The following is a 24,108-nucleotide window of genomic DNA, read 5'->3' as shown; positions in this document are numbered from 1 at the left end:
TCCCTGAAGTCGGGGTGTCCGGGGCCGCCGGACACCCCGACTTTCATGATGCCGAGTTGATCATCGCCGCAGCCCACGCCGGACAGGCCGGGCCGGACCGGGGTCAGTCCTGCGCGGGTGGAGACGTGAACACGCCCAGGTGATTGCCGGCCGGGTCGATCAGGTGGGCCAGGGTGAGCCCGGTCGGCGTGGTTCGGGCCGGCACCAGCACCCGACCACCGGCCGCCTCGGCCCGCCGGCAGGTGTCCGCGACGTCGGCGACCTCGGCGTAGAAGATGGCGTAGTTCGGCGACGTGCCGTCGAGCGCCCGGATCCCGCCGCCGATCCCGGTCTCGCCACCGGCGCCGGTCACCCGGTACGAGCCGCCGTCGGCCGAGCCCTCCTCGACGAAGGTCCAGCCGAACAGGTCGCCGTAGAAGTGCTCCGTCTCCTCCGGCCGGTCGGTGCCGATCTCGAACCACGTGATGGGCGTCGCGGACATATTGCCTCCAGGTCCTCGCGTTGCCGGCCGTCCGGCCGTCTCTCGGGAGAGTTTCGGCGTCGTCCGCGACACCGTCCTGTCGGTGTTTTCCGATGAGCCGGCAGGGGTCGTCGAAGCGACCCGGGGGCCCGCGCCTACGGCGACCCGCGGACCGCGCCGGTAACGGAACGCGCTCAGACCAGGCTCAGCGCGCGGACACGGCCGTGCGGGATGTCCAGGTCCTCCAGGCGGAGGTCCCGGACCACCACCTCTGGCCGGGCCTCGACCTCTCGGATCCGGTCCGTGCGGAAACATCGCACCTCGGCGCGGAGACGGCACCAGGCCACCAGGTACCAGTGGTGGGAGTTGCCGAGGTAGCCCAGCGGCTCGACGTCCCGCAGCGAGTCGATGCCGGCGCGGTCGGCGTACCGGATGCGCAGCACGCGCCGCGCGGTGACCGCGTGGGCGACGGTGGCCGGGACGGGCGTGGCCGGCCCGTCGCCGATCAGGTGCACCCGGCCGGCGAGCCGGTGCGCCTCGGCGGCGTCGGCGGCCGGCAGTACCGCCAGCAGCTTGCGCAGCGCGGTGGCGCCCGGCCCGGCGAACGGCGAGCCGGCGAGGCGGTGCAGCGCCACGGCCATCGCGACTGCCTCGGCGGCGGTCAGGTTGACCGGCGGCAGGGTGTGGGCGCGGTCCAGGACGTAACCGCCGGTACGCCCCGACTCGGCCCAGATCGGCACCCCGGCCTGCTGGAGCGCGCCGATGTCCCGCTCGATGGTCCGGCTGCTCACCTCGAAGCGCACGGCGAGCCAGCGCGCGCTGCGCGGCCGTGGCGACACGGCCCGCAGCTCCTCGACCAGGGCGTAGAGGCGGTCCGTACGGTTCATGCCCGGCACGCTACGACCGGGGTACGACGCCCGATCCAGGCCGGTCCGGGCTCAGGCGATGCAGGCGCAGACGATCAGCGCGGCGCCGAAGTGCGTGGCGGCGCTGACCCGGGCCGCCGGGTGCGGCTCCGACGAGCAGATGACCTCACCGAGCTTGCCCGGGGTGAGCAGATCCAGCACGAAGAAGGCCAGCGCCATGATGGCCAGCCCGACCAGTCCGAAGACCACGGTCGAGGCGAGCCCCTTGGCGAAGTCGCTGTAGCTGGTGAGGATCGCCGTGAAGACGATGCCGGCGATGCCGAGCTGGTTGGCGGCGAGCAGCAACCCCGCGTTGGTGTTGCGCTCGACCCAGATCAGCTCCCGCAACCGCCCCGGGGTCAGCAGGTCGACGAGCCCGAACCCGGCCGCCATGAGCCCGACGCCCACGATCCCGAACACGACGCTCTGCCAGGCACCGCTGAGCAGGTCCTCCAGCACCGACTGCCTCCCGATTCTCCGCCCGGAAGGGGTACCGGCGCGGTGATCGAGACGATAGCGGCAGCGGGCAAGCGCGTCAGCCCCGCGCCTACAGCGCCAGGTACCGCTGCCGCTCGTACGGGGTGACCTCGCGGCGGTACTGCTCCCACTCGGCCCGCTTGTTGCGCAGGAAGAAGTCGAAGACGTGCTCGCCCAGCACCTCGGCGACCAGTTCGGACTCGGCCATCACGTCGATCGCCTCGGCGAGGTTCTCCGGCAGCGCCTCGTACCCCATGGCGCGGCGCTCGGCGCTGCTCAGCGACCAGACGTCGTCCTCGGCGCCCGGCGGCAGCTCGTAGCCCTCCTCGATCCCCTTGAGGCCCGCGCCGAGCAGCACCGCGAAGGCGAGGTACGGGTTGGTGGCCGAGTCCAGCGAGCGGACCTCGACCCGGGCCGAGTTCGGCTTGCCGTACGCGGGCACCCGGACCAGCGCGGAGCGGTTCAGGTGACCCCAGCAGACGTACGCCGGGCTCTCGGTGATCCGGTCCGGCAGTGCCTGCGGGAAGAGCCGCTTGTACGAGTTGACCCACTGGTTGGTGACCGCCGTGTACTCCCGGGCGTGCATCAGCAGGCCGGCGATGAAGGACTTCGCCACCTTGGAGAGCTTCATCGGGTCGCCACCATCGTGGAAGGCGTTGCGCTCGCCCTCGAACAGCGACAGGTGGGTGTGCATGCCGCTGCCGGGCTGGTCGGTGAACGGCTTCGGCATGAAGCTGGCCTGCACGCCGGTGGAGAGCGCGACCTCCTTGACCACGTGCCGGAAGGTCATGATGTTGTCGGCGGTGGTCAGCGCGTCGGCGTAGCGCAGGTCGATCTCCTGCTGGCCGGGCGCGACCTCGTGGTGGCTGAACTCCACCGAGATGCCGATCCGCTCCAGCGCCAGCACGCCCTGGCGACGGAAGTCGCGGGCCACGGCGTGGGTGGTGTGCTCGAAGTAGCCGCCGGTGTCCACCGGGGTGGGCACCGAGCCGTCCTGGGGGCCGTTCTCCAGCAGGAAGAACTCGATCTCGGGGTGGGTGTAGAAGGTGAAGCCCTTCTCGGCCGCCTTGGACAGCGCGCGGCGCAGCACGTGCCGCGGGTCGGCCCAGGACGGCCCGCCGTCGGGCAGCAGGATGTCGCAGAACATCCGGGCGCTCTCGCCGCTGACCCCACCCTCGAACGGGAACACCTGGAAGGTGGTCGGGTCGGGCATCGCGACCATGTCCGATTCGAAGACGCGCGCGAAGCCCTCGATCGCCGAGCCGTCGAAGCCGATGCCCTCCTCGAAGGCCGCTTCCAACTCCGCGGGCGCCACCGAGACGCTCTTGAGCGTGCCCAGCACGTCCGTGAACCACAGCCGGACGAACCGGATGTCCCGCTCTTCCAGCGTACGGAGGACGAACTCCTGCTGACGGTCCACTTCCCCAACCCCTCGCGACACTCTTTGTCCGCCTTGGCCGGGCTGCGCCCGACCTGACCGCCCAGTGTTCCCGGGCCTGGTTACGCAGACGTTACGCGAACCGCCGCCGCCCGTCCCCTCGCGTCCCGCCCGGCGAGCGGTACCGATGCGACACGGCGTCCGCGCGGCGTCCGCGCGTGGCCGCCGTCTCGTCCGAGGGTACGGATTGCTCGGCCGAAGCTGAGGCAAGATGAGGACATGCCCACCCTGCGTCTCGCCCTGTCCCAGGTCAACCCGAGCGTCGGCGACCTCGCCGGCAACGCCGACCTGGTCCGCAGCTGGACCCGTCAGGCCGCCAACGCCGGCGCCCAGTTGGTGCTCTTCCCGGAGATGATGTTGACCGGCTACCCGGTCGAGGACCTGGTCTTCCGGCGGTCCTTCGTCGCCGCGTCCCAGGCCGCCCTGCGGCAGCTCGCGGCCGACCTCGCCGGGGACGGTCTCGGTGACCTGCCGGTCGTGGTCGGCTACCTGGACGCCGACGGGCCGCCGCAGGTCAGCGGGGACGCCGAGCCGGGGCGGGGCGCCCGCAACGCCGCCGCGCTGCTGCACCGGGGCGAGGTGGTCGCCCGCTACTTCAAGCACCACCTGCCCAACTACGGCGTGTTCGACGAGGACCGCTACTTCGTGTCCGGGGACGAGCTGACCGTCGTGCGGGTCGGCGGGGTGGACGTCGCGCTGACGATCTGCGAGGACCTGTGGCAGGCCGGCGGGCCGTTCGCCGCCGCCCGGCAGGCCGGCGTCGGCCTCGTGGTCAACATCAACGGCTCGCCGTACGAGTTGAACAAGGACGACATCCGGCTCCCGCTGGTTCGCCGCCGGGCGGCCGAGGCGAACGCCACCATCGCGTACGTCAACATGATCGGCGGCCAGGACGAGCTGGTCTTCGAGGGCGACTCGATGATCGTCACCTCCGACGGCGACCTGCTCACCCGCGCCCCCCAGTTCGTCGAGCACCTGCTCGTGCACGACGTCGAGCTGCCGGCCGCGACCACGAGCCCGGGCGGCGACAGCGTCGCCGACGGCATGCGGGTGTCGTACCACGCGGTGGAGGCGATCCCGCCCGCGCCGTCCGGCCCGGCCGTCACCGGCGGGCTGATCGAGCCGGTCGCCGACGAGGCCGAGGTCTGGCACGCGCTGGTGCTGGGCCTGCGCGACTACGTCAACAAGAACCGGTTCGCGTCGGTGGTGCTCGGCCTCTCGGGTGGCATCGACTCGGCGGTGGTGGCCGCCATCGCCGTCGACGCGCTCGGCCCGGACCGGGTGGTCGGCGTGTCACTGCCCAGCCAGCACTCCTCCGAGCACTCTCGGGAGGACGCCGCCGACCTGGCCAAGCGCACCGGGCTCGACTACCGCGTCGAGCCGATCCAGCCGATGGTGGACGCCTTCCTGGCGAACCTGTCGCTGTCCGGGATCGCCGTGGAGAACCTCCAGGCCCGGGTACGCGGTGTCATCCTCATGGCGCTGTCGAACCAGGAGGGCCACCTGGTGTTGACCACCGGCAACAAGAGCGAGCTGGCGGTCGGCTACTCCACCCTGTACGGCGACTCGGTCGGGGGCTTCAACCCGATCAAGGACGTCTGGAAGACGCTGGTGTGGCGTCTGGCGAAGTGGCGCAACGCGGACGCGGCCCGCCGCGGCGACACCGCCCCCATCCCGGAGAACTCGATCGGCAAGCCGCCGAGCGCCGAGTTGAGCCCGGGCCAGCTCGACAGCGACTCCCTGCCCGACTACGACGTGCTGGACCCGATCCTCATCGGCTACGTCGACGGCGACCTGGGGCGCGACGGGCTGGTCGAGTCGGGCCACGACCCGGCCGTGGTCGACAAGGTGCTGCGACTGGTGGATACCGCCGAGTACAAGCGACGCCAGTCCGCGCCGGGCACGAAGATCTCCATGAAGGCGTTCGGCCGGGACCGTCGACTGCCGATCACGAACCGGTGGCGCGAGCACGGCTGAGGTCCCGCGCCGCGCGAGTGAGATCTTCCACTGGGCCCTGCCGCCCGGCTGTCGCGCGGTGCGACGATCGGCGGAGCCCGGGGACCGCGCAGGCGGCCTCGAGGAAGGGAGACAGTCATGATCGAGTCCACTCCGCACGAGGTGACCGCGCTGTACGGCGGACCGGCCACCCGTCGGGTCCGCACCCGCGACCTGATCGCCGCCAAGGAGCGCGGCGAACGGTGGCCGATGCTCACCTCGTACGACCAGTACACGGCGGGGATCTTCGACCGGGCCGGCGTACCGGTGCTGCTGGTCGGTGATTCCGCGGCGAACAACGTCTTCGGCTACGAGACGACCCTGCCGATCACCGCCGACGACCTGTTGCCGTTGGTACGGGCCGTGGTGCGCTCGACCCGGCAGACCCTCGTCGTCGGTGACCTGCCGTTCGGCTCGTACGAGGAGGGCCCGGCCCAGGCACTGCGCACCGCCGTCCGGTTCATGAAGGAGGGCGGCTGCCACGCGGTGAAGCTGGAGGGCGGCCGACGCTGCGCCGCGCAGATCGCCGCGATCGTCGGCGCCGGCATCCCCGTGATGGCGCACATCGGCTTCACCCCGCAGAGCGAACACACCCTGGGCGGCTACCGAGTGCAGGGGCGGGGCGACACGGCCGACGAGGTGTTGGCGGACGCGCGGGCGGTGGCCGAGGCCGGCGCGTTCGCGGTGGTGCTGGAGATGGTGCCGGGCGTGGTGGCCAAGCAGATCACCCACGAGCTGTCCATCCCCACCGTCGGCATCGGCGCCGGCCCGGACACCGACGCCCAGGTGCTCGTCTGGCAGGACATGGCCGGCCTGCGCACCGGCAAGGCGCCACGCTTCGTGAAGCGGTACGCGGACCTCGCGGACGTCCTCACCGACGCCACCCGGCGCTTCGCCGAGGAGGTCCGGGGCGGCGAGTTCCCGGCCGCCGAGCACACCTTCTGACAGTCCAGCGACCTGGGTTGGCGGGGGGTGGGCAACGTCCACCTCCCGTCACCCGGCCATCGCGTCACACGATGACGACGATCTTCCCCGCCGGGTGTCCGTGCCGGAGGTGGCGGATCGCGTCCGCCGCCTGGGCCAGCGGATAGGTGCGGTCGACCGCCGGGGTGAGCGCTCCCGATTCGATGAGGTTCCCCAGCTCGCTCAGGTCCCTGGTGCGCTCGACCGCGCTGACGCTGCGCAGGCGTTGACCGACGAACAGGGACAGCAGCGGCGCGCGGAACATCTGCCGGTCGTAGCCGCTGAGCACGGGGCCCTTGGTGTACGTGCCGCCGACCAGCGCCAGTGTCCCGTGTGGGGTGAGGGCGCGGCGCAGGAGAGACACCGGCCGGTCGCCGCCGGTGTCGATGACCACGTCGTGGATCGGGCCACGGCTGTCGACCTCCTCGCTGGTGTAGTCGAGGATGTCGTCGGCGCCGAGGCCGCGTACGAAAGCAGCCCTGGCCGGCGCGCAGACGGCGGTGACCGTCGCCCCGTACGCCTTGGCGATCTGTACGGCGTGCGACCCGACGCCGCCGGATGCGCCGATGACCAGCACGCGCTGCCCTGGGCGTACCCCGCCGCTGTCGCGGACCGCACGCAGCGCCGTCATCCCGGAGACCGGCGCGGCGGCGGCCTGCGCGAACGACAGGTTGGCCGGCTTGCGGGCCAGCCGCCGCTCCGGCGCGCTCGCGAACTCGGCGTACGAGCCGCGCGGACAGGTGCCGAACACCTCGTCGCCGGGCCGGAACCGGGTCACCCGGGCACCGACCGCGACCACCACCCCGGCCAGGTCCCGCCCCCGAACCGGAACCCGGGGCCGGCGCGGCCCTGCGGCCAGCCGCGCCAGGTAGGGGCGACCGGTCATGAAGATCCACACTCCCGGGTCGACCCCGGCGGCGCGGACCTGGACGAGGACCTCCTCGTCGTTCACGGCCGGTTGGTCGATGTCGCCGAGGTGGAGCACGTCGGCCGGGCCGTAGCTGTCCTGGACGATGGCTTTCACGGCGCCGCCTCCTCGGGGTACTGGAACACGTCGTCGAGACGTGCGTCGAACAAGCGCGCGATCTTGAACGCCATCTCCAGCGACGGTGAGTAGCGACTCTGCTCGATGGCGATGACGGTCTGTCGGGTCACGCCGATCCGCTCGGCGAGCTCGGCCTGGGTCATCTCGCCGTGCGCGAAGCGCAGCGCGCGGATGTTGTTCGTGACGCGGGTCGGCTTCACCACTGCGGGACACCCTTGCGATAGACGATCACCTTCGCCAGGGCGCCAACCGCCGCCGACAGGACGAAGCACAGGTAGATGACGTTCGCGATCCAGAACCAGTCCCATTCGGCCAACGCCATGAGCATCGCCGACACCGCGCCGATGGCCACGAACGCCTGGCCGACGTGGTCACCGAGCCGTCCGATCTCCCGGTCACGGACGTCCTTGACCCGGGAGGCGCCCGGGTTCACCACACCCATCCCGATCTCGGCCACGATGCTCGCGACGACGGCCCCGCCAATGGTCCACAACAGCACCCCGACGTACGGGGTGGCGGTGAGCGGGCCACCGTCGGCCCGGTTCAGGACCACGGCGGCGTAGGCGGCGTAGCCCACCACACTGACCACCAGCATGACCCAGGCGCGTTTCTCCTCATGCGTCACGACCGCCTCCTGCGGTAAAGAATTCTTGACACGCTGATGGTATGGCTTCTTTGACATCGTGTCTAGAAAGCTTTACATCGGCGGTACGCGCCCCCGATTTGGCCGCGACGTCATCCCCATTGATCATGGTGACTTGTTTTGTCGTACACCTGTTCTAGTCTCTGGGGGTGATCGAGGAGTTGGCGCAGGCGCGGGGCGCGGTGGCGAATGCCGCCGCCGCGCCCGTCTGGGCTCTCGCGGAGCATGACCTGGTGGCTGCGCTCGACGCCGCGCACCGGCTCGAGCAGCAGCTCGCGGCGGTCAAGCTGGCCCTCGTGCGCGAGCTGGACGGCCGGGGCACGGCCCCGGCGCAGGGCGCGTCGTCGACGGCGGTCTGGTTGCGCGACCGCCTTCGGTTGACCGTTCCCGCGGCCCGCCGGTTGGTCGAGTCCGCTCACGCCCTCGACACGGGCGTTCCCGAGGTCCGCCGGGCGCTGGCCGACGGAGACGTCAGCCTGGAGCAGGCCCGCGTCATCGCCCACACCGTCGACACCGTGCGGGCCGCCGCCGGCACCGACGTCGCCAGCAGAGCGGTGGGCGTCCTCGTCGACTGGGCCGGCCAGTTCGACCCCACGCTGCTGCGCAAGCTCGCCACCCGCATCCTCGACCACGTCGCGCCCGAAATCGCCGACGCCGCCGCCAAGGCCGCCCTCGACGCCGAAGCCCGCCGGGCCACCCGGGATCGTCACCTCACCCTGTCCGAGCTGACCGACGGCCGGCTGCGGTTGAGCGGCACCCTCGACGCGGAGACCGCCGGCCTTCTCCGCGCCGCCATCGACCCATTGACCGCACCCTCCGGTCAGGACGACCACCGGTCACCGGGGCAACGGCGGCACGACGCCCTCGGCGACCTCTGCCGACTCGCCCTGCGCACCAGTGAGCTGCCCGAGCACGGCGGCGAGCCGACCCAACTCGTCGTCACCACCAGCTTCGACGGCCTGGTCCGGCAGCTCGGCTCGGGCACCCTCGACGCCGGCTTCGGGCTCACCGCCGAGACCGTGCGACGGCTCGCCTGCGACGCGGCGATCCTGCCCGCCGTGCTCGGCAGCGCCGGCCAGCCGCTCGACGTCGGCCGGCAGCGCCGACTTGTCACCGGTCCCCTGCGCCGCGCGCTGGTCCTGCGCGACCGAGGCTGCGCCTTCCCCGGCTGCGACCGCCCACCCCGCTGGTGCGACGCCCACCACCTCCGACACTGGGCCGACGGCGGCGACACCAGCCTGACCAACGCGGTGCTCCTCTGCGGCCACCACCACCGACACCTCCACCGAGGCGATTGGACGGTCCGACTCGGCGGCGACGGCCACCCCGAATTCGTCCCACCGGCCTGGCTCGACCCGGAACAGCTCCCCCGCCGCAACCACTACCACCGACGAACGTGACGGCAGCGAGTCAGCCACACACCCGATGAGGGTGGCGCTCGACGTCTCCCATTCGCGGCGGGCTCTGCGCGTTCCGGAGTTGGCGAGCGTGCCGCGGGGCACGGCCTGCACGGCGCACGGGCCGAGCCGCGCCGCGCTCACCGCAGGCGTGTAGCCCTCGAACGACGGTGCGGCGGGACACAGGCCGGCGAGCAGGGCCTCGGCCTGGTGCCGGTGTGCCCAGCGGTCAGCCCGTCCCCGCGCAGGCTAACTCTCGCGATTGTCGTACAGGTCGAGGTACGCCAGCAGCCGCAACAGCCCGCTCACGTGCGAAAGGTCGTGCCACAGCGACACGAAGCCCTCTGAACCACCCCGCTGCAGGAGGCTCGCCAGCTCGGTGACATCGTCGCTGCTCTGCCCGCAGTCGATCTCCAACTCGGGGCGCTGGGCCATCCCAAACGCCGCACCCAGGCCCACGTTCCAGTAGTGGTCGACGCCGAGCTGTGACAGCTGGATCTCCGGACCGAATCGACGCTCGGCCGCATCCAACAACATCGAGCACGCTCGGCGCAGATCCGCGATCCGCAACACCGCGTCAGCATCGGTCATGCCCATGATCCCACGGGGCGCGGTCAGAGGTCGGTGACACGGATGCCGGCGTGGGCCTTGTAGCGCTTGTTGATGGCGATCAGGTTCGCGGTGAACGCCTCGATCTGGTGGGCGTTGCGCAGCCGACCGGCGTAGATGCCGCGCATGCCGGGGATCCGCGCGGCGAGCGCCCCGACGATGTCGACGAGTTCCCGGTCCTCGGTGCAGATCAGCACGTCGAGGTCGATCCGGTCGACCTCCGGGTCGGCCAGCAGTGGGGCGCTCACGTGGTTGAACGCGGCGCAGACGCGGGAGTCGGGCAGCAGCGCGGCGGCCTGCTGGACGGCGCTGCCCTCGGCGACGGTGAGCGCGTACGGACCCTGCTTGTCGAAGCCCAGCGGGTTGACGCAGTCGACGACGATCGTGCCGGCCAGCGGCTCCGCGAGGGCGGCGACGGTGGCCGCGTGCCCGTCCCACGGCACCGCGATGATCACCACGTCGCTGCGGCGGGCCACCTCGTCGTTGGCCGCGCCGGTGATGCGCACGTCGGCCGGCATCCGGGGCAGCGCGGCGATCTCGGCGGCGGACTCGGCGGCCCGCTCGGCGGACCGGGAGCCGATCAGCACCGTCTGGCCGGCCCGGGCGAGTCGGTAGGCGAGGCCGCGCCCCTGGTCGCCGGTGCCGCCGATGATGCCGACCGTCAGCCCGGAAACGTCGGGCAGCGTGCTCGCGTCGTATGCCATGCGCTCATCCTCGCAAACCGCTCGGCGGCGACTCAGGCCAGCTCGAACAGCACCGTGCGGGCCGCCGGGTCGGCGGTGACCAGGCGGACGCGGACCCGTTCGCCGAGGGGCAGTTCACCGAGGCAGCGGCTGCGGACCGGCGGGGCGTCCAGGGCCACGGTTCCGCCGGGCGGGCGCGGGCGGGACTTGCCGTTGGCGGGGGCGTCGACGTCGAGCACCGCCGCGTCGAAGGTCTCCCCCACGCGGTGTTCCAGGAGCACCGCCTCGGCCAGGTCGACCGCGCCCCGGCTGGCCGCCGAGGCGGTGCGGTCGGTGCTGGCCATCACCTCGGGCAGCCGGGGCAACGCGGCGCGGGCCCAGTCGGGCACCTCCCGGCCCGCGTGCAGGGCCAGGCAGACCTCGGTGGCGTACCGGTCGGCCAGGCGCCGCAACGGCGCCGTGACGTGGGCGTACGCGGCCGCGACCCCGCCGTGCTCCGGCTGCTCCGGGCGGCTGCCGTCGAAGGCGGTGTACGCGGCGCCGCGCATCAACTCGGCAGCCTGGTCGATGAACGCGGCGGCACGTGGCTGCGCGGCGTCCAGGCCGGCGAGGACCTCGCCGGGGCTCACGCCGTCCGGCCAGCGCACACCCAGCGGGGCGGCGGCCGCTCGCAGGCGTTGCACCGCCTCCGGCTTCGGCGGGGGCATCGTCCGCAGCAGGCCGATCTCGCCGGCCAGCATGATGTCGGCCGCGGCCATCCCGGTCAGCAGCGAGATCTGCGCGTTGTGCTCCTCCATCGGCACCGGACCGCGCAGCACCAGCCGCCATCCGTCGCCGTCGGGCTCCACGTCCTGCTCGGGCAGCGGCAGGTTGATGGCCCCCCGGCGCAGCCCCCGGGCGGTCAGCCGGTCGCCGATCTCGGGCAGCAGCGCGATCGGCTCGGGCAGCCGACCGGCGTCGGCCGCCGCCTGCACGCCGGTGTAGTCGAGCTTGGCCCGACTGCGGACCAGCGCGCGCTCCAGCTCGACGGCCACCGTGCCGCCGTCGGCGTCCAGGTCGATGGTCCACACCACGGCGGCCCGGTCGTCGTCGGGCAGCAGGCTGGCCGCGCCCTCGCTGAGCGTCACCGGGTGCAGCGGCACGTTGCCGTCGGGCAGGTAGACCGTCTGCCCCCGCCGCCAGGTCTCCTCCTCGAGCGCACCGCCCGGGTGGACGTGCGCGGCGACGTCCGCGATCGCGTACCGCACGCGGTAGCCACCGCCCGGCCGGCGGGCCAGGTGCATCGCCTGGTCCAGGTCACGGGAGGTGGCCGGGTCGACCGTGACGAACGGTATGTCGGTGCGGTCGACGGCCGGCCGGGGCGGCGCGGCAGCCGCCGCGTCGGCCTCCCGCTGGGCGGCCACGGGGAAGCTCTCGGGCAGGCCGAGCTCGCGGCGCAGCGCGCCGAAGTCGATGCGGGGGGCGAGTACGCGTCGGATGACCACGGGTCAATCCTGACAGCGCCGCCGGTGATCCGCTTCCGGTGACCGGCCGAGTCCATGCCGCGCCGCCCGGCCAGCCCGGGGACGACAGTCAGCTGGTCGCCCTACGCGCCGTGGTCCGCGTACCCCGGGGAGCGGTGGCCCGTGCGGCGACCGGCTGCGACGGCGACTTGCGGGCGGTCACCTTGCGGGCCGGCGCCTTGGCGGCGGTGGTCTTCTTCGCCGGGGCCTTCTTCGCCGCCGCCTTACGGGCGGTCGTCGACGACGTGCCGGTCACCTTCGAGGCCGGGGCCTTCTTCGCCGCCGCCTTACGGGCGCCGCCGGCCGGACGGGTGGCCGTCTTCTTCGCCGCCGTGGTCTTCTTCGCGGGAGCCTTCTTCGCGGGAGCCTTCTTCGCCGCCGTCTTCTTCACCGCCGACGCCTTGGTCGCGACCTTGCGGGCAGGCGCCTTCGTCGCGGCCGTGGTCCTCTTCGCCGCCGAGGCGGTGGTCTTCTTCGCCGCGCTCGTCGTCTTCTTCGCCGCGCTGGTTGTCTTCTTCGCCGCGCTCGTCGTCTTGGTCGCGGTGGCGCTCTTGCGCGCCGTGGACGCCGGGCTCCGCTTCGCGGGCGCCTTCTTCGCCGCCGCCGTGGTCCTGGCGGTGGTCGCGGTCTTCTTCGCGGGCGCCTTCTTGGCCGCCGTGGTCCTCTTGGCCGCCGCCGTGGTCTTGGTCGTCTTCGTCGCCGTGGCCTTCTTGGCGGGGGCCTTCTTGGCCGCCGTGGTCGTCTTCGTCGCCGGGGCACGCCCCGCGCCGCCGGCCGCCTTGCGGGACGGCGCCTTCGCCGCGCCCGTGGTGGACTTGCGCACGGGGGTGGTCCGGCTCGCCGACGTGCCACGCTCCGCCGCGGCGGTCTTCTTCGCGGTGGTCTTGCGGGCGGCCGGGCGGGTGGTGGCCTGCTGTGTAACGGCCATCGTGGTTCCCTCCTTGGGGACGTGCTCTCGCGTGCGTCCTCGCGGAGCACGAACTACCGCGACGCGGGCCGTCCCGCGCCGTCTACCTGTCCTCCCCGGCCCAACGCGCGTCCTCGGCCTCCCACGCCTCGTTCCGCTCCTGCACTCGCTGCAGGGCGTTCTCCGCGTCGGCCGCCGAGTTGTACGGGCCGAGGACGTGCTTCGCCGGACACACGTCGGCGTCCGTCTCGACCCGGTGGTGTCGGGTGCACCAGTAGTACTGCCCACTACGTCCGCTGTCGCTCATGGGAAACACTGTGCACCGCGAACCGGTCGCCCGCCACCGGATCACGCAAGTCGCCTAACCCTCTCCACAGTAGAGACGCTCATCGCACTGCGGGCGAAAACGCCGAAATAAGTGCAGGTGGGGGGCATCGGGAAGCGCGCGGACACCGGTGGCCGAACGGTTGATTCCCCGGTACGGCGGTCCGGGGCAGGATTCGTGGCCGTGATCAACACGGTGACGGGCACGGGGGCGTGCCCGCGATGCGGTACGACCACCGCATCGCTGAGGGACGCGGCGCCGTGGTGCCCCGGCTGCGAGTGGAACCTGGACGCGTACGACCCCGGGCGGCGCGAGCGCGAGTTCGGCTGGACCTGGATCGACCGGTGGACCCACCGGTTGGCGTTCCGGGCGACCGGGCAGCAGTTCCGCCAGTTGCTCGGCCGTCCGCTCGGCGATGGCGGGTCGAACGCGGCACGGACGCTGACCGCGGTGGTGTCCCTGCTGCTGGTCGCGGCCGTGCTCGCCCTCGCGGTCGTCGGCGGTTGGCTGATCGTGGCGTTCCCCTTTCCCAACCTGGCGATCGTGCTGGGTGTGGCGATGGTCGCCCTGGCGGTCGCTCTCCGACCACGCTTCGGCCGGGTCGATCCGGATCTGGAGGTGCTGTCCCGCGACCGGGCGCCGGAGCTGTTCGGACTGATCGACGAGGTGGCCGCGGCCGTCGGCGCGTCGGTGCCGGACGTGGTCGGCGTCGACGGGGCCGTCAACGCGTACGCGGGCGCGGTCGGGGTGCGACGCCGCCGGGTCCTGGCGCTCGGGCTGCCACTGTGGGGCTCGCTTCCCGCCGGCGAACGGGTGGCGCTGCTCGGACACGAGCTCGGCCACTTCGTCAACGGCGATCCGCGTCGGGGTCTGCTCACCCAACCCGCGTTCACCACGCTCGCCTCGGCCGCCGACCTGTTCCGGCCGGTGCAGACCACCGTCGGGGCCGGGCTGCTGGAGATGGTGGCTGACGCGCTGGGCCGCGCGTTCCAGTGGGTGGTGTCCCGGGTGCTGTTCGGCGCGCACCTCGTGCTGGTGAGCGTGGCGCTGCGGGACAGCCAGCGCGCCGAGTACCTCGCCGACGACCTGGCCGCCCGGGTCGCCGGCACGACGGCCGCCACCAACCTGCTCGACGCCCTGCTGGCCACCGAGTCGCTGAAGTTGGCGGTACGCGTCCACGCACGGGCGGGGCACGGCCCGGACCGTTGGCGGTCGGCGTTCACCGAGGCCCGCGCGGCGAACAGTGACCGGCTACCGCTGCTGCGCCAACTGTCGGTCCGTGACGAGGCCTCGCTCTTCGCCGCCCACCCGCCGATCGGGCTGCGTCGCCAGCTGCTCGCCGAACGCCCGTGGCAGGACCCGTCGGTGGTGCTCACCCCCGCCCGACTGGAGCGGATCGACGCCGAGCTGGCTGCGGAGTACGCGCGCTTTCGTCGTACCGTCGAATGGTCGGGCTGAGCACGACGCGACCTTGACGGGACGGCGGTGGCCGCTGACGCGCGGCCTATGATCGCCCGATGGCGGTACCGGACTACATCGTGCGGATGCGAAAGCACGTCGGCCACGACCTGCTGTGGCTGCCCAGCGTCAGCGCGGTCATCCGCAACGACGCCGGTGAGCTGCTGCTCGGCCAACGCTCGGACGACGGGCGGTGGTCGGTGATCAGCGGCTTCGTCGAACCGGGCGAGCAGCCGGCCACCGCGCTGGTCCGGGAGGTGCGGGAGGAGACCGGCCTGGACGTGACGCCGCTGCGCCTGACCAGCGCCGTCTCCCACCCGCACACCTACCCCAACGGCGACCGTTGCGAGTACCTCAACCTGGGCTTCGTCTGCAAGGTGGTGTCCGGCACCGCGCGGGTCAACGACGACGAGTCGCTGGACGTGCGGTGGTTCGGCCTGGACCGGCTGCCCGAGTTGGACCGGCACGCGCTGCTGGTCATCGCCTACGCGTTGCGCGACAACCCGTCGGCCGGTCATCTGCCGCCGGGCACCACCTGGGACGACGTACCCGACTGAGCCTCCGGCCGCGACGTCCTCAGACCGCGACCCGTTCGACGGGGATCCACAGCTCCGCGTCCGCCGTGGTTCCGTCTGCGGACAACCGCACCCGGGAGATCTCCGGTCCGGGCCGGCTGCGGTACGGGTTCGACGGGAACCACTGGGTGAACACGTCCCGCCACAGGAACTGCACCGCCTGCGGGAACGCGCCCGAGCTGGTGAACACGGCCCACGACCCGGCCGCTACGGGCAGCGCGTCGAGGTCGTCCGGTGGCGTGGCCCCGGTGACGGCCCCGTGCCAGTAGTCCAGTTCGCTGCCCTCGGCCCGGGTGTCGGCCAGGTTGTCGCTGACGTTGACGATCCCGGCCGGCTCCTGGTCGGAGAGCGCCTCGATCCGGGCGGTCGTCTCCTTGTCGATGCTCCTGATGAACGCCACGATCGACGGGTTCATCCCCTCGTGCACCAGCGGGACCCGGGCCTTGCGCCCCACCAGCGCGAACACGTCCTTGGTGACGATTCGGTACTCCATGCTGCCGCTCCCTTCCACGGTGAGTCGGAAGGACATCCGGGGCTGGGAACGCAACGCCGCCCCCGTACGCCGGGCTTCTCCGGGCCCCACGCCGTGCACGGCGTGGAACGCCCGGGCGAACGCCTCGGCCGAGCCGTAGCCGTAGCGCACCGCGACGTCGAGCAGCGTCCGCTCCCCCGCCAGCACGTCCGCGCCGGCGACGGTGAGCCGACGGCGGCGGACGTACTCCGACAACGGCATGCCGGCCAGCGCGGAGAACAGCCGCCGGAAGTGGTACTCCGACGTGAGCGCGATCCGCGCCAGGTCGGCCACCTCGATCTGCTGGTCGAGGTGCCGCTCGATGTGCGCCATGGCCTCGTTGAGCCGATCCAGCACCTGGGCCTCCTTCCCTTACGAGCAGCAACGCTAGGTGGCAGGACAGGAGGCCCACCCGACATCCGATGCCCGCGATGATCGGGTGCCTCAGCGCGGTGGCTGCCGCATGAACCAGGTGGGGACCGGCTCCGCCAGGGTGCGGATCACCTCCCAGCCGGCACGGCGGTACAGCTCCACGTTGCCCGGGTTGCTGGTCTCCAGGATCGCCGGCAGGCCGTCGGCGGCCGCGCGGGCCAGTCCGGCCCGCATGACCGCGCGGCCCCAGCCGCGTCCGGCGCTGTCCGGGTGGGTGCCCAGGACACCCAGATACCAGAAGGGGTACGTCGGCAGGGCCGCGTGGACGGCGTCGTCGTAACCCTGGACGCGGGCCAGCACGTCGGCGGGGTACGCGGGAGCGGCACCGCCGTCCGGGCTCGCGTGCCCCTCCGCCGGCGGGTCCCACAGGGCGACCGAGGCGCCCCCGCCGATCGTCCAGATCGACGAACGGTGCACCCGTTTGTCGAAGAGGTCCCCGAAGAAGGTCGCGGCGTGCTGCGGATAGGTCTCATCGTCGGGGAAGAGGTGCCGCAGGACGGGGTCCTTTCCGAAGGCGGCGACCAGCGTGCCGACGACGGCGTCCCGATCGGCGGGGGTGGCGATGGTGATGTCAGGCATGGTCACAGCGGTCGACACTATCGCCGGTGGGGTGCCCCGTGACCTACCCGAACGTGAAGGCGTACGCCTCGGCGCCCGGCGCGTCGAACCGGATCTCCACGGTCCGCTCGCGGATCACGCCGTCCTGCCGGACGAGCTGGTACAGACGCCCGTCCTGAAGGACACCGTTGCCGTCGGCGTCGACGTCCACGCCGTGCGACGGGCCGGGAGGTTCGCCGTCGAGGAGCACCCGGTACGGGATCGGCCCCCGCCCGTCCGGCGACAGCACGAGGTGCGCGTCGCGGGCGTGGAAGCGGAAGGCGACGCTCCCGCCGGCCTGTGCGAGCACCGCCTTCTCGGTGCCGATCGTCCACTCTCCGGCGAGGGCCCACTGGTTGAGAGCCAGGCTCTCCGGGAGGTCGTAGCCGCGGCGTTCGTCGAGGGCAGGTCCGTTCGGCGACGCGAAGTGCTCGCCGCGACCGAAGCCGAGGTACGTCTCGGGCGTGCGCAACTGGTCCCAGTCGGCCGCCGCCTCGATGCCGAGCCCCTCCACGGGTACGAGGGCCCGCTCGATACCGAGCAGCCGCTGGATGGCCCGTTCGGACCGCTCGTAGCGGCCCTCACCGAAGTGCTCGTCGCTGATCACGCCGTCGGCGTCGACGAAGTAGAGCGCCGGCCAGTACTGGTTGGCGAACGCGCCCCAGATCGCGTAGTCGCTGTCGACCGCGACCGGGTAGTCGATGTCGCGGGCCGCGACGGCGGCGCGTACCCAGTCGATCTGGCGCTCGAATCCGAACTCCGGCGTGTGCACCCCGACGACGAGCAGCCCGTCGTCCCGGTACGCCCGCGACCAGGCTCGCACGTACGGCTCCTGGCGCAGCCAGTTGATGCAGGTCAGCGTCCAGAAGTTCACGAGTACGACGCGTCCGCGCAGCTCGGCGGGGCCGAGCGGCTCGGAGTTGAGCCACTCGACCGCCCCGCCGAGCGGCGGCAGGTGCACCCGACCGAACGCGGCCATCTAGCGCAGCGACCGGAAGGCGGTGCGCAGCTCCTCGGAGAAGATCTTCGGCTGCTCCCAGGCCGCGAAGTGCCCACCGACGTCGAGCTTGTTGTAGTAGATGAGGTTCGGGTAGGCCTGCTCGGCCCAGCTCTGCGGGGCCTCGTACAGCTCGTCGGGGAAGACGCTCACGGCGACGGGGACGTTGACGCCCTTGGTGGCGAAGAACGAGAGCTTGTTCTCCGCGTAGAGGCGGGACGCGGAGACCGCGGTGTTCGTCAGCCAGTAGAGCGAGATGTTGTCCAGGATGTCGTCGCGGGTCAGGCCCGCCTGGGCGCCCTCGAAGACCTTCGCGATCAGGGCGAGGCTCTTCGCGTCGTGGTCGAGCAGGAACGACGCCAGGCCCACCGGGGAGTCCGCCAGGGCGGTCAGCGTCTGCGGGCGCGTCGCCATCATCAGGGCGTACGCGACGTGCTTCCAGACGTAGTCCAGCTCGGTGGCCGCGCGCATCTCGTCGTCGGACAGGCCCGAGGGCAGCGACCCCATGGCGTTGTTCGCCCCGGTGGTGTCGCCCTGGAACAGCAGGTCGATCTCGGGCGGGACCGCGCCGGGCATGTTGGTGTGGATGCCGAGCAGCTCCGGCGGGGCCTGCACGCCCATCTGGTCCACGACGACCGCTCCCCAGTCGCCGCCCTGGGCGACGAACCGGTCGTACCCGAGGCGCTTCATCAGCTCGGTCCAGGCGGTGGCGATCTTCTGCGGATTCCAGCCCGTCGCGGTGGGCTTGCCCGAGAAGCCGTGCCCGGGCAGGGACGGGATCACCAGGTGGAAGGCGTCCGACGCGCTCGCGCCGTGTGCCGTCGGGTCGGTCAACGGCTCGATGATCTTCATCTGCTCGATCACCGACCCGGGCCACCCGTGGGTGACGATGAGCGGAAGCGCGTCCTCGTGCTTGGAGCGCACGTGGATGAAGTGGATGTCCACCCCGTCGATGGTGGTCATGAACTGCGGTACGGCATTCAGCCGTGACTCGACCTTGCGCCAGTCGTACTCGTTCTCCCAGTAACGCGCGACGGCCTGGATGGTCGCGAGTGGCACGCCCTGCGACTGGTCGTCGACGATTTCCTTTTCCGGCCACCGGGTGGCGGCGATCCGTCGTTTCAGGTCGTCGAGGTCTGCCTGGGGGATTTCCACCGTGAATGGCCGGATCTCCGTGGTGCCGGGCCGCGTCTTCGTCTTGACCGCCATGCCTTCTTCCTCTCTGTCACCAGTTCGCGCCTCGCGAGGGGAATCATGGGGTGAGGGCACTGCCCGGTTGTGTGCGCCAATTCGAGAAAGGCACGCCGCCGCCCTATCTCGGAGCCTAGAACGCAGCACCTCGCGGCCGTGGCGATACGAGCAGTCACGCGGTTCTGCGGAGTTTTCGCTAGCTGCCCGTCCAGGTCACGGTGGTCAGCCGGGCACCGAGCAGCCGCCGCGCCCGGGCGACCTGACCGGCGTTCGCGTTGACCAGCACCGCCTGCTCCGCGGCGGCGAGGATGGGCAGATCCGACAGCGAGTCGCTGTAGGCCACCCGCCAGGGCGGCGTCACCCGGTGGGCGGCGAGTTGCACCATCTTCGTCGGCCCGTGGTTGTGCACGATCAGCTTCGGACCACGGATCTGCGACGCCACCAGGTCGACCTCGGCGAGGCCGATGGCGTCGAGCAACGCGCGTGCCAGGGTGTGCTCGCACGCGGTCACCACGACGACGCGGTCCCCCGCCGCCAGGTGGGCACGGATCATCCGCAGACCCGGTCCGATGAGCCGACCTGGCTCGGCGCCGAGGTCAGCGCCGAAACGCCGAAGCTCGGCCTGCAACCGATCCGCGTTCCGGCCCCACAGGCCGATCCGACTCATCCACCGCGCCGCCCGCACGCGGTAGGCGGGAACGGCGATCATGGGCGCGAGGAGGACGAGCAGTCCGACGGCCAGCGGCAGCCGGGCACCGGTGAAGACGACGCGCCGCATGAAGAGCCCGAACGCGTCTCCGCGCAGCAGCACGCCGTCGAGATCGAAGACGACGGTTGGAGCGGCGTCCTCGCGGTCCTGCCCCATCTCAGGTGGCGTTGGACGGTCGAGCTGGCCTGGCGGCGCGACCGTCACCAGATCAATCATCCGTACCTCCCTCGACAACACGGTACGGACGCGGAGCAACGCGGTGAGCCATGATCCACTCGCCTTCCGTGAAACCGGCCCATCCCAGGCCCCCGGACACCCCAATGTCAGCGAAGTCGAGTGGATCTACGGCCAGCCCACGACGGACCGCGCGCCCGTCGATCCGGCGTGTGACGGAATCCTTACGGGCTTTGCGCTGGCTGCGGATCATGCGGCAACATCAGGCGGCGTGACGGCACCAGGCACGGAACCCGCAAGCGAGAGCCCGGCCAGTACGCCCCGGTCGGGTCGGCGGGTCCGACGCTGGATGGCCGGCACCGGAATCGCCGCCCTGGCCGCCGTCCTCGGTATCACCCTCGCCGTACGCGGCGGTGCCACCCCGGCCTGCGCCGCACCGCCCAGCGGCAACACCGTCCACAGGGGAACGGCCAGCTTCTACGACGCGGGCCGCTCGGGCGGCACCTGCTCCTTCCCGGGCCCGCCGGCCGACCGGCTCTACGTGGCTGTCGGCTCGTCGCGGTACGCCAACGCGGCCGCCTGCGGCAGCTACCTGGACGTCACCGGCCCCAAGGGCACGGTCCGGGTGCTGGTCATTGACCAGTGCGGCGGCTGCGGAAGCAGCAAGATCGACCTGTCCGAGGAGGCGTTCGCCCGGATCGCCGACCGCTCGCAGGGCATCGCCTCCGTGACGTACCGGGCGGTCGTGAACCCGTCGCTCGACGGCGGCCTCACCTTCCGGATCAAGGGCGGGGCGTCGCAGTGGTGGTTCGCGGTCCAGGTCGGCAATCACGGCAACCCGCTGCGCTCGGTCGAGGCCAAGGGCCCGAGCGGCGGCTTCCGCAAGGCGGCCCGCCAGGTCGACAACTACTGGACCATCGACGACGGGATCGGCCCCGGCCCGTACACGATCCGGGTCACCGACGTGTACGGCCACCAGAGCACCGCCACCGGCATCCGCATGACGCCGAGGAAGGTCCAGCGCACCACGGCGTCCCTCGTCGCCGTTCCGCCTCCGCCACCGCCGAGCCCGCTGCCGTCGCCGTCGCTCTCACCCTCGCCGACGCCGCCAGCCGAGTCGGCCGCTCCGGCGACGACGGTCGAGGCCCTGGCCGGCGCAGCTCCGCTGGCCGCCGCACGTTGCTGACGCCGCGCGAGGCGCTCGGCGCGGTTGACAGATGTTTCGGGCTAGTGACAGCGTTGTCATCGACTCATTTCCTCCATATGAGACGAGGAGCGCATCTTGCTCTATCGGAACTCACCCCGCCGCCGGGCGTCAGCAGCCGCCGCGGCCGGCATTCTCGTCACGGGCCTGGCGCTCGCCCCCTCCGCGCCCGCCCAGGCCAAACCGCACGGTGCGCAGGACGACGCCGTACGCTCGGGCAACGCACGTTTCGAAGTGCTCTCCCCCACCCTGATCCGCACCGAGTACCAGAAGGACGGCCGGTTCACCGACGCCGCCACGTTCAACGCCATCGGGCGCGACGACTTCGCCCGTACGCGTTTCACCACGCGCGTCGAGCACGGCTGGCTCACCATCGACACCGGCGAGATGACGCTGCGCTACCAGGTCGGCTCCGGTGCGTTCACGGCCGACAACCTGACCGTGCGGCTCAAGACCGGCAAGCAGACCGTGCAGGGCCAGCCCTGGGCCGGCCACACCGCGCCGGCCTGCGCGTTCGGCGCGCTCTGTGAGGCCGAGTCGCTGCAACTCAACGGTCCCGGCGTGGCCACCGACCACCGGGGATACACCGGCCGCGGCTTCGCGGCGGGCTTCTCCGCGTCCGGCGACTCGGTCACGTTCGCGCTCGACGCCCCGCAGGGCGGCACCAGGCAGCTCGCCGTCCGCTACGCCAACAGCACCGGCGGCGACGGCCAGAACGTGGACCGCACCCTGACCGTTCAGGTCGACGGCGACGCCGGCCACACGCTGACCCTGCCGCCCACCGCGAACTGGGACACCTGGGGCCTGGCCACCGTGCCGGTCGACCTCACCGCCGGCCGGCACGAGATCAGCGTCGTGCGAGGTACCAACGACTCCGGCAACGTGAATGTCGACAGCCTCGCCGTGGTCGACCCGGGTGACCCGTTCCCCGCGCCGGCCACGCCCCAGCCGCAGCCGCTGCCCTTCGGCACCCTGGGAGAGGCCGAGACCGGCGCGCTCGCCGGCCGCGCGCGGCCTGCGAACGACCACAACGGCGCTTCGGGTACGGGTTTCCTGGCCGGCCTGGAGAACACCAGCGCCGCCGTGGCGCTCACCGTGACGGACGTACCCGCCGCCGGTGACTACCAGGTGCAGATCCGCTACGCCAACGGCCAGGCCGGCGCCCAGCCGAGCCAGACGCGCACCATGTCGGTGACGGCGGGCTCGGCGGCACCGGTCACGGCGACCCTGCCGCCGACCAGCGGATGGGACTACTGGAACACCGTCGCCGTCCCGGTCCACCTTGACCGTGGTACCAACACCGTGACGCTGGGCTGTCCCAGCGACGCCAGCTGCAACGTCAACGTCGACACGGTCGCCGTCACGGGCAGGGACTCCCCGCTGCTCGCCCCGCACGCGCCGCTCGGCGGCTACCGCCGGGGCCTGGACGGCGTGACCGGCGCCGCGCTCACCGCCCCGGGCCTGCTCTACCAGGACGGCTGGTACCTGCTCGACGACTCGGCCTCGGCCCTGCGCACCACCAAGCCCCGGCCCGCCCCCGAGCAGGACGGCTACGTCTTCGCGTACGGGCAGGACTTCACCCGTGGCCTGGCGGACCTGTCGACGCTGACCGGCCCCACGAAGCTGCTGCCCAAGTGGGCGTACGGGGTGTGGTACTCCGAGTACTACGACCGCACGGCCACCGAATTCCAGGACCTGGTGGCCCGGGCCCGGGCTGAGGGCGTACCCATGGATGTCCTTGTCCTTGACACCGACATCAAGGCGCCGGACAAGTGGAACGGCTGGAGCATCGACCCCACCCGCATCCCCGATGAGAAGGCGTTCTTCGACTGGGCGAAGAAGCAGGGCCTGCACACCGGCATCAACATCCACCCGAGCATCCTCGGATCGGACCCGAAGTTCGCCCAGGCGCAGGCCACCGCGAAGGGCAAGCTGCAACGCGTCGGCTGCAACGGCGGCCCGGACTGCTACACGTTCGACTACGGCGACCCGGACCAGCTCAAGGCGTACCTGCAGCTGCACGACGGGATGATCCCGAAGGGCAGCAAGGGCCCGGACCTGTGGTGGCTGGACTGGTGCTGCGACAACACCAAGTCGTCGCTCGCCGGCGTGACCGGTGACGCGTGGATCAACCAGCAGTACGCCGACAAGACCGGCTTCGCCTTCTCCCGGGCGTACGGGTCGTTGCAGGCCGGCGGCTACAGCAGCCCCACCCCCGTGGCGACCGGACCGTGGGCCGACAAGCGCACCACGCTGCACTTCACCGGCGACACCACAAGCGACTGGTCGACCCTCCAGATGAAGGTCGGCTACACGCCGGGCGAGTCGGCCGCGACCGGGCTGGCCGCCGTCAGCCACGACATCGGCGGGCACACCGGCGGCCTCCAGGAGCCGGGCAGCGAACCGGGCAGCACCAAGCTGCCCGACGACCTGTACGCCCGGTGGGTGCAGTTCGGTACGTTCCAGCCCATCGACCGGCTGCACTCCAACCACAGCGACCGGCTGCCCTGGCAGTACGGCCCGGCAGCCAACGCGTCGGCCAAGAAGTTCCTCAACCTGCGCAAGGAACTACAGCCGTACACCTACGCCGCCGCCAAGGAGGCCACCCGCACGGGTACGCCGATCGTCCGCTCGATGTACCTGGCGTACCCGAACGAGCAGGCCGCCTACGCCACCGCCGGCTCGCAGTATCTCTACGGCCCGGACTACCTGGTGGCACCGGTGACGACGCCGGGCGACACCGCCGCTACGTCGGTCTGGTTCCCGCCGGGCAACAGCTGGACGGACATCTTCACGGGCAAGACGTACCGGGGCGGCACCACGCAGGACATCACCACCACCCTGGACACCATGCCGGTGTTCAAGAAGCACTGACGTTTCAGAGATCAGGACGCCGGCCGGGTGGGGTGAC

General features: G+C 71.8%; 24 protein-coding genes. 7 read left to right on the top strand and 17 right to left on the bottom strand.

The genetic code is table 11. The features are described from left to right. Positions 1-103 precede the first annotated feature (103 nt). The 4 genes from ACIA3K_RS03865 to glnA form a co-directional block, all read right to left on the bottom strand. The gene (locus tag ACIA3K_RS03865) at positions 104-481 is read right to left on the bottom strand and encodes a VOC family protein (protein ID WP_396799056.1); all 378 of its coding nucleotides are present in this window, start codon (positions 479-481) and stop codon (positions 104-106) included. Positions 482-654: 173 nt separating this feature from the next. Next, positions 655-1,347, bottom strand: a complete 693-nt coding sequence (locus ACIA3K_RS03860) for a helix-turn-helix transcriptional regulator (RefSeq protein WP_396799055.1) — start codon at positions 1,345-1,347, stop codon at positions 655-657. 51 nt (positions 1,348-1,398) lie between these two features. Next, entirely contained in the window at positions 1,399-1,824 is a 426-nt protein-coding gene (locus ACIA3K_RS03855; RefSeq protein WP_355051479.1) for a DUF350 domain-containing protein, read from the bottom strand. A gap of 88 nt (positions 1,825-1,912) precedes the next feature. Further along, complete coding sequence (gene glnA / locus ACIA3K_RS03850; RefSeq protein WP_355051478.1) at positions 1,913-3,262, bottom strand: type I glutamate--ammonia ligase; 1,350 nt, start codon at positions 3,260-3,262, stop codon at positions 1,913-1,915. A gap of 237 nt (positions 3,263-3,499) precedes the next feature. On the opposite strand from glnA, the gene ACIA3K_RS03845 reads away from it, so the two are divergent. Beyond that, entirely contained in the window at positions 3,500-5,257 is a 1,758-nt protein-coding gene (locus ACIA3K_RS03845; RefSeq protein WP_396799054.1) for an NAD+ synthase, read from the top strand. A 117-nt stretch (positions 5,258-5,374) separates the two neighbouring features. Continuing rightward, complete coding sequence (gene panB / locus ACIA3K_RS03840) at positions 5,375-6,220, top strand: 3-methyl-2-oxobutanoate hydroxymethyltransferase (protein WP_357134865.1); 846 nt, start codon at positions 5,375-5,377, stop codon at positions 6,218-6,220. Positions 6,221-6,284: 64 nt separating this feature from the next. Here panB and ACIA3K_RS03835 read toward each other — a convergent pair whose 3' ends face one another. Genes ACIA3K_RS03835 through ACIA3K_RS03825 form a run of 3 tightly spaced genes read right to left on the bottom strand, consistent with a single transcriptional unit; the run spans position 6,285 to position 7,908 of the window. Beyond that, positions 6,285-7,262, bottom strand: a complete 978-nt coding sequence (locus ACIA3K_RS03835) for an NAD(P)-dependent alcohol dehydrogenase (RefSeq protein WP_396799053.1) — start codon at positions 7,260-7,262, stop codon at positions 6,285-6,287. Continuing rightward, positions 7,259-7,456: a helix-turn-helix transcriptional regulator gene (locus ACIA3K_RS03830; protein WP_347662521.1), complete on the bottom strand. Its 198-nt coding sequence runs from the start codon at positions 7,454-7,456 to the stop codon at positions 7,259-7,261. Before ACIA3K_RS03830 ends, ACIA3K_RS03835 begins: the two co-directional genes overlap by 4 nt. A gap of 23 nt (positions 7,457-7,479) precedes the next feature. Then, positions 7,480-7,908 carry a hypothetical protein gene (locus ACIA3K_RS03825; RefSeq protein WP_396799052.1) on the bottom strand — a complete coding sequence of 143 codons (429 nt, stop codon included), beginning with the start codon at positions 7,906-7,908 and terminating at the stop codon, positions 7,480-7,482. 167 nt (positions 7,909-8,075) lie between these two features. On the opposite strand from ACIA3K_RS03825, the gene ACIA3K_RS03820 reads away from it, so the two are divergent. After that, complete coding sequence (locus tag ACIA3K_RS03820; protein ID WP_396799050.1) at positions 8,076-9,326, top strand: DUF222 domain-containing protein; 1,251 nt, start codon at positions 8,076-8,078, stop codon at positions 9,324-9,326. A 246-nt stretch (positions 9,327-9,572) separates the two neighbouring features. On the opposite strand, the gene ACIA3K_RS03815 is transcribed toward ACIA3K_RS03820, so the two are convergent. The 5 genes from ACIA3K_RS03815 to ACIA3K_RS03795 all read right to left on the bottom strand — a co-directional run bounded on the left by ACIA3K_RS03815 (position 9,573) and on the right by ACIA3K_RS03795 (position 13,331). Further along, the gene (locus tag ACIA3K_RS03815; RefSeq protein WP_396799049.1) at positions 9,573-9,914 is read right to left on the bottom strand and encodes a hypothetical protein; all 342 of its coding nucleotides are present in this window, start codon (positions 9,912-9,914) and stop codon (positions 9,573-9,575) included. A gap of 23 nt (positions 9,915-9,937) precedes the next feature. Continuing rightward, a complete protein-coding gene (npdG, locus tag ACIA3K_RS03810; protein WP_007463329.1) occupies positions 9,938-10,636 on the bottom strand; it encodes an NADPH-dependent F420 reductase in 699 nt (232 codons plus the stop codon). A gap of 32 nt (positions 10,637-10,668) precedes the next feature. Then, the gene (locus ACIA3K_RS03805; RefSeq protein ID WP_396799048.1) at positions 10,669-12,099 is read right to left on the bottom strand and encodes an RNB domain-containing ribonuclease; all 1,431 of its coding nucleotides are present in this window, start codon (positions 12,097-12,099) and stop codon (positions 10,669-10,671) included. An 88-nt stretch (positions 12,100-12,187) separates the two neighbouring features. Beyond that, on the bottom strand, positions 12,188-13,045 hold the full coding sequence (locus ACIA3K_RS03800) for a histone (protein WP_396799047.1): 858 nt from the start codon (positions 13,043-13,045) through the stop codon (positions 12,188-12,190). 82 nt (positions 13,046-13,127) lie between these two features. Then, positions 13,128-13,331, bottom strand: a complete 204-nt coding sequence (locus tag ACIA3K_RS03795) for a hypothetical protein (RefSeq protein ID WP_396799046.1) — start codon at positions 13,329-13,331, stop codon at positions 13,128-13,130. A gap of 201 nt (positions 13,332-13,532) precedes the next feature. Here ACIA3K_RS03795 and ACIA3K_RS03790 point away from each other — a divergent pair, with 201 nt between their 5' ends. Together ACIA3K_RS03790 and ACIA3K_RS03785 are read left to right on the top strand one after the other, a co-directional pair. Continuing rightward, on the top strand, positions 13,533-14,807 hold the full coding sequence (locus ACIA3K_RS03790) for a M48 family metallopeptidase (protein WP_396799045.1): 1,275 nt from the start codon (positions 13,533-13,535) through the stop codon (positions 14,805-14,807). 59 nt (positions 14,808-14,866) lie between these two features. Continuing rightward, positions 14,867-15,364: an NUDIX hydrolase gene (locus ACIA3K_RS03785; protein WP_396799044.1), complete on the top strand. Its 498-nt coding sequence runs from the start codon at positions 14,867-14,869 to the stop codon at positions 15,362-15,364. 19 nt (positions 15,365-15,383) lie between these two features. Here the strand turns inward: ACIA3K_RS03785 and ACIA3K_RS03780 are convergent, their stop codons facing one another. From ACIA3K_RS03780 to ACIA3K_RS03760, 5 genes are all read right to left on the bottom strand, one after another. Beyond that, positions 15,384-16,250, bottom strand: coding sequence for a helix-turn-helix domain-containing protein (locus ACIA3K_RS03780; RefSeq protein ID WP_396799042.1), 867 nt, complete (start codon positions 16,248-16,250; stop codon positions 15,384-15,386). Between the two features lie 87 nt (positions 16,251-16,337). Then, entirely contained in the window at positions 16,338-16,910 is a 573-nt protein-coding gene (locus ACIA3K_RS03775; protein WP_396799040.1) for a GNAT family N-acetyltransferase, read from the bottom strand. 37 nt (positions 16,911-16,947) lie between these two features. Continuing rightward, positions 16,948-17,901, bottom strand: a complete 954-nt coding sequence (locus ACIA3K_RS03770; protein WP_396799039.1) for a thioredoxin — start codon at positions 17,899-17,901, stop codon at positions 16,948-16,950. Next, on the bottom strand, positions 17,902-19,128 hold the full coding sequence (locus ACIA3K_RS03765) for an epoxide hydrolase family protein (RefSeq protein WP_396799037.1): 1,227 nt from the start codon (positions 19,126-19,128) through the stop codon (positions 17,902-17,904). 178 nt (positions 19,129-19,306) lie between these two features. Next, the gene (locus ACIA3K_RS03760; protein ID WP_396799035.1) at positions 19,307-20,035 is read right to left on the bottom strand and encodes a haloacid dehalogenase-like hydrolase; all 729 of its coding nucleotides are present in this window, start codon (positions 20,033-20,035) and stop codon (positions 19,307-19,309) included. A gap of 307 nt (positions 20,036-20,342) precedes the next feature. Here ACIA3K_RS03760 and ACIA3K_RS03755 point away from each other — a divergent pair, with 307 nt between their 5' ends. Both ACIA3K_RS03755 and ACIA3K_RS03750 read left to right on the top strand, forming a co-directional pair. Continuing rightward, the gene (locus ACIA3K_RS03755; RefSeq protein WP_396799033.1) at positions 20,343-21,179 is read left to right on the top strand and encodes an expansin EXLX1 family cellulose-binding protein; all 837 of its coding nucleotides are present in this window, start codon (positions 20,343-20,345) and stop codon (positions 21,177-21,179) included. A gap of 96 nt (positions 21,180-21,275) precedes the next feature. Then, positions 21,276-24,071 carry a TIM-barrel domain-containing protein gene (locus tag ACIA3K_RS03750; RefSeq protein ID WP_396799031.1) on the top strand — a complete coding sequence of 932 codons (2,796 nt, stop codon included), beginning with the start codon at positions 21,276-21,278 and terminating at the stop codon, positions 24,069-24,071. The last annotated feature ends 37 nt before the right edge of the window (positions 24,072-24,108 follow it).

The organism is Micromonospora sp. NPDC051543, from assembly GCF_044454415.1.
Classification (GTDB): Bacteria; Actinomycetota; Actinomycetes; order Mycobacteriales; family Micromonosporaceae; genus Micromonospora.
The sequence above is the reverse complement of the archived record's forward strand: the minus strand, read 5'-3'. Positions and strand labels throughout refer to the sequence as shown.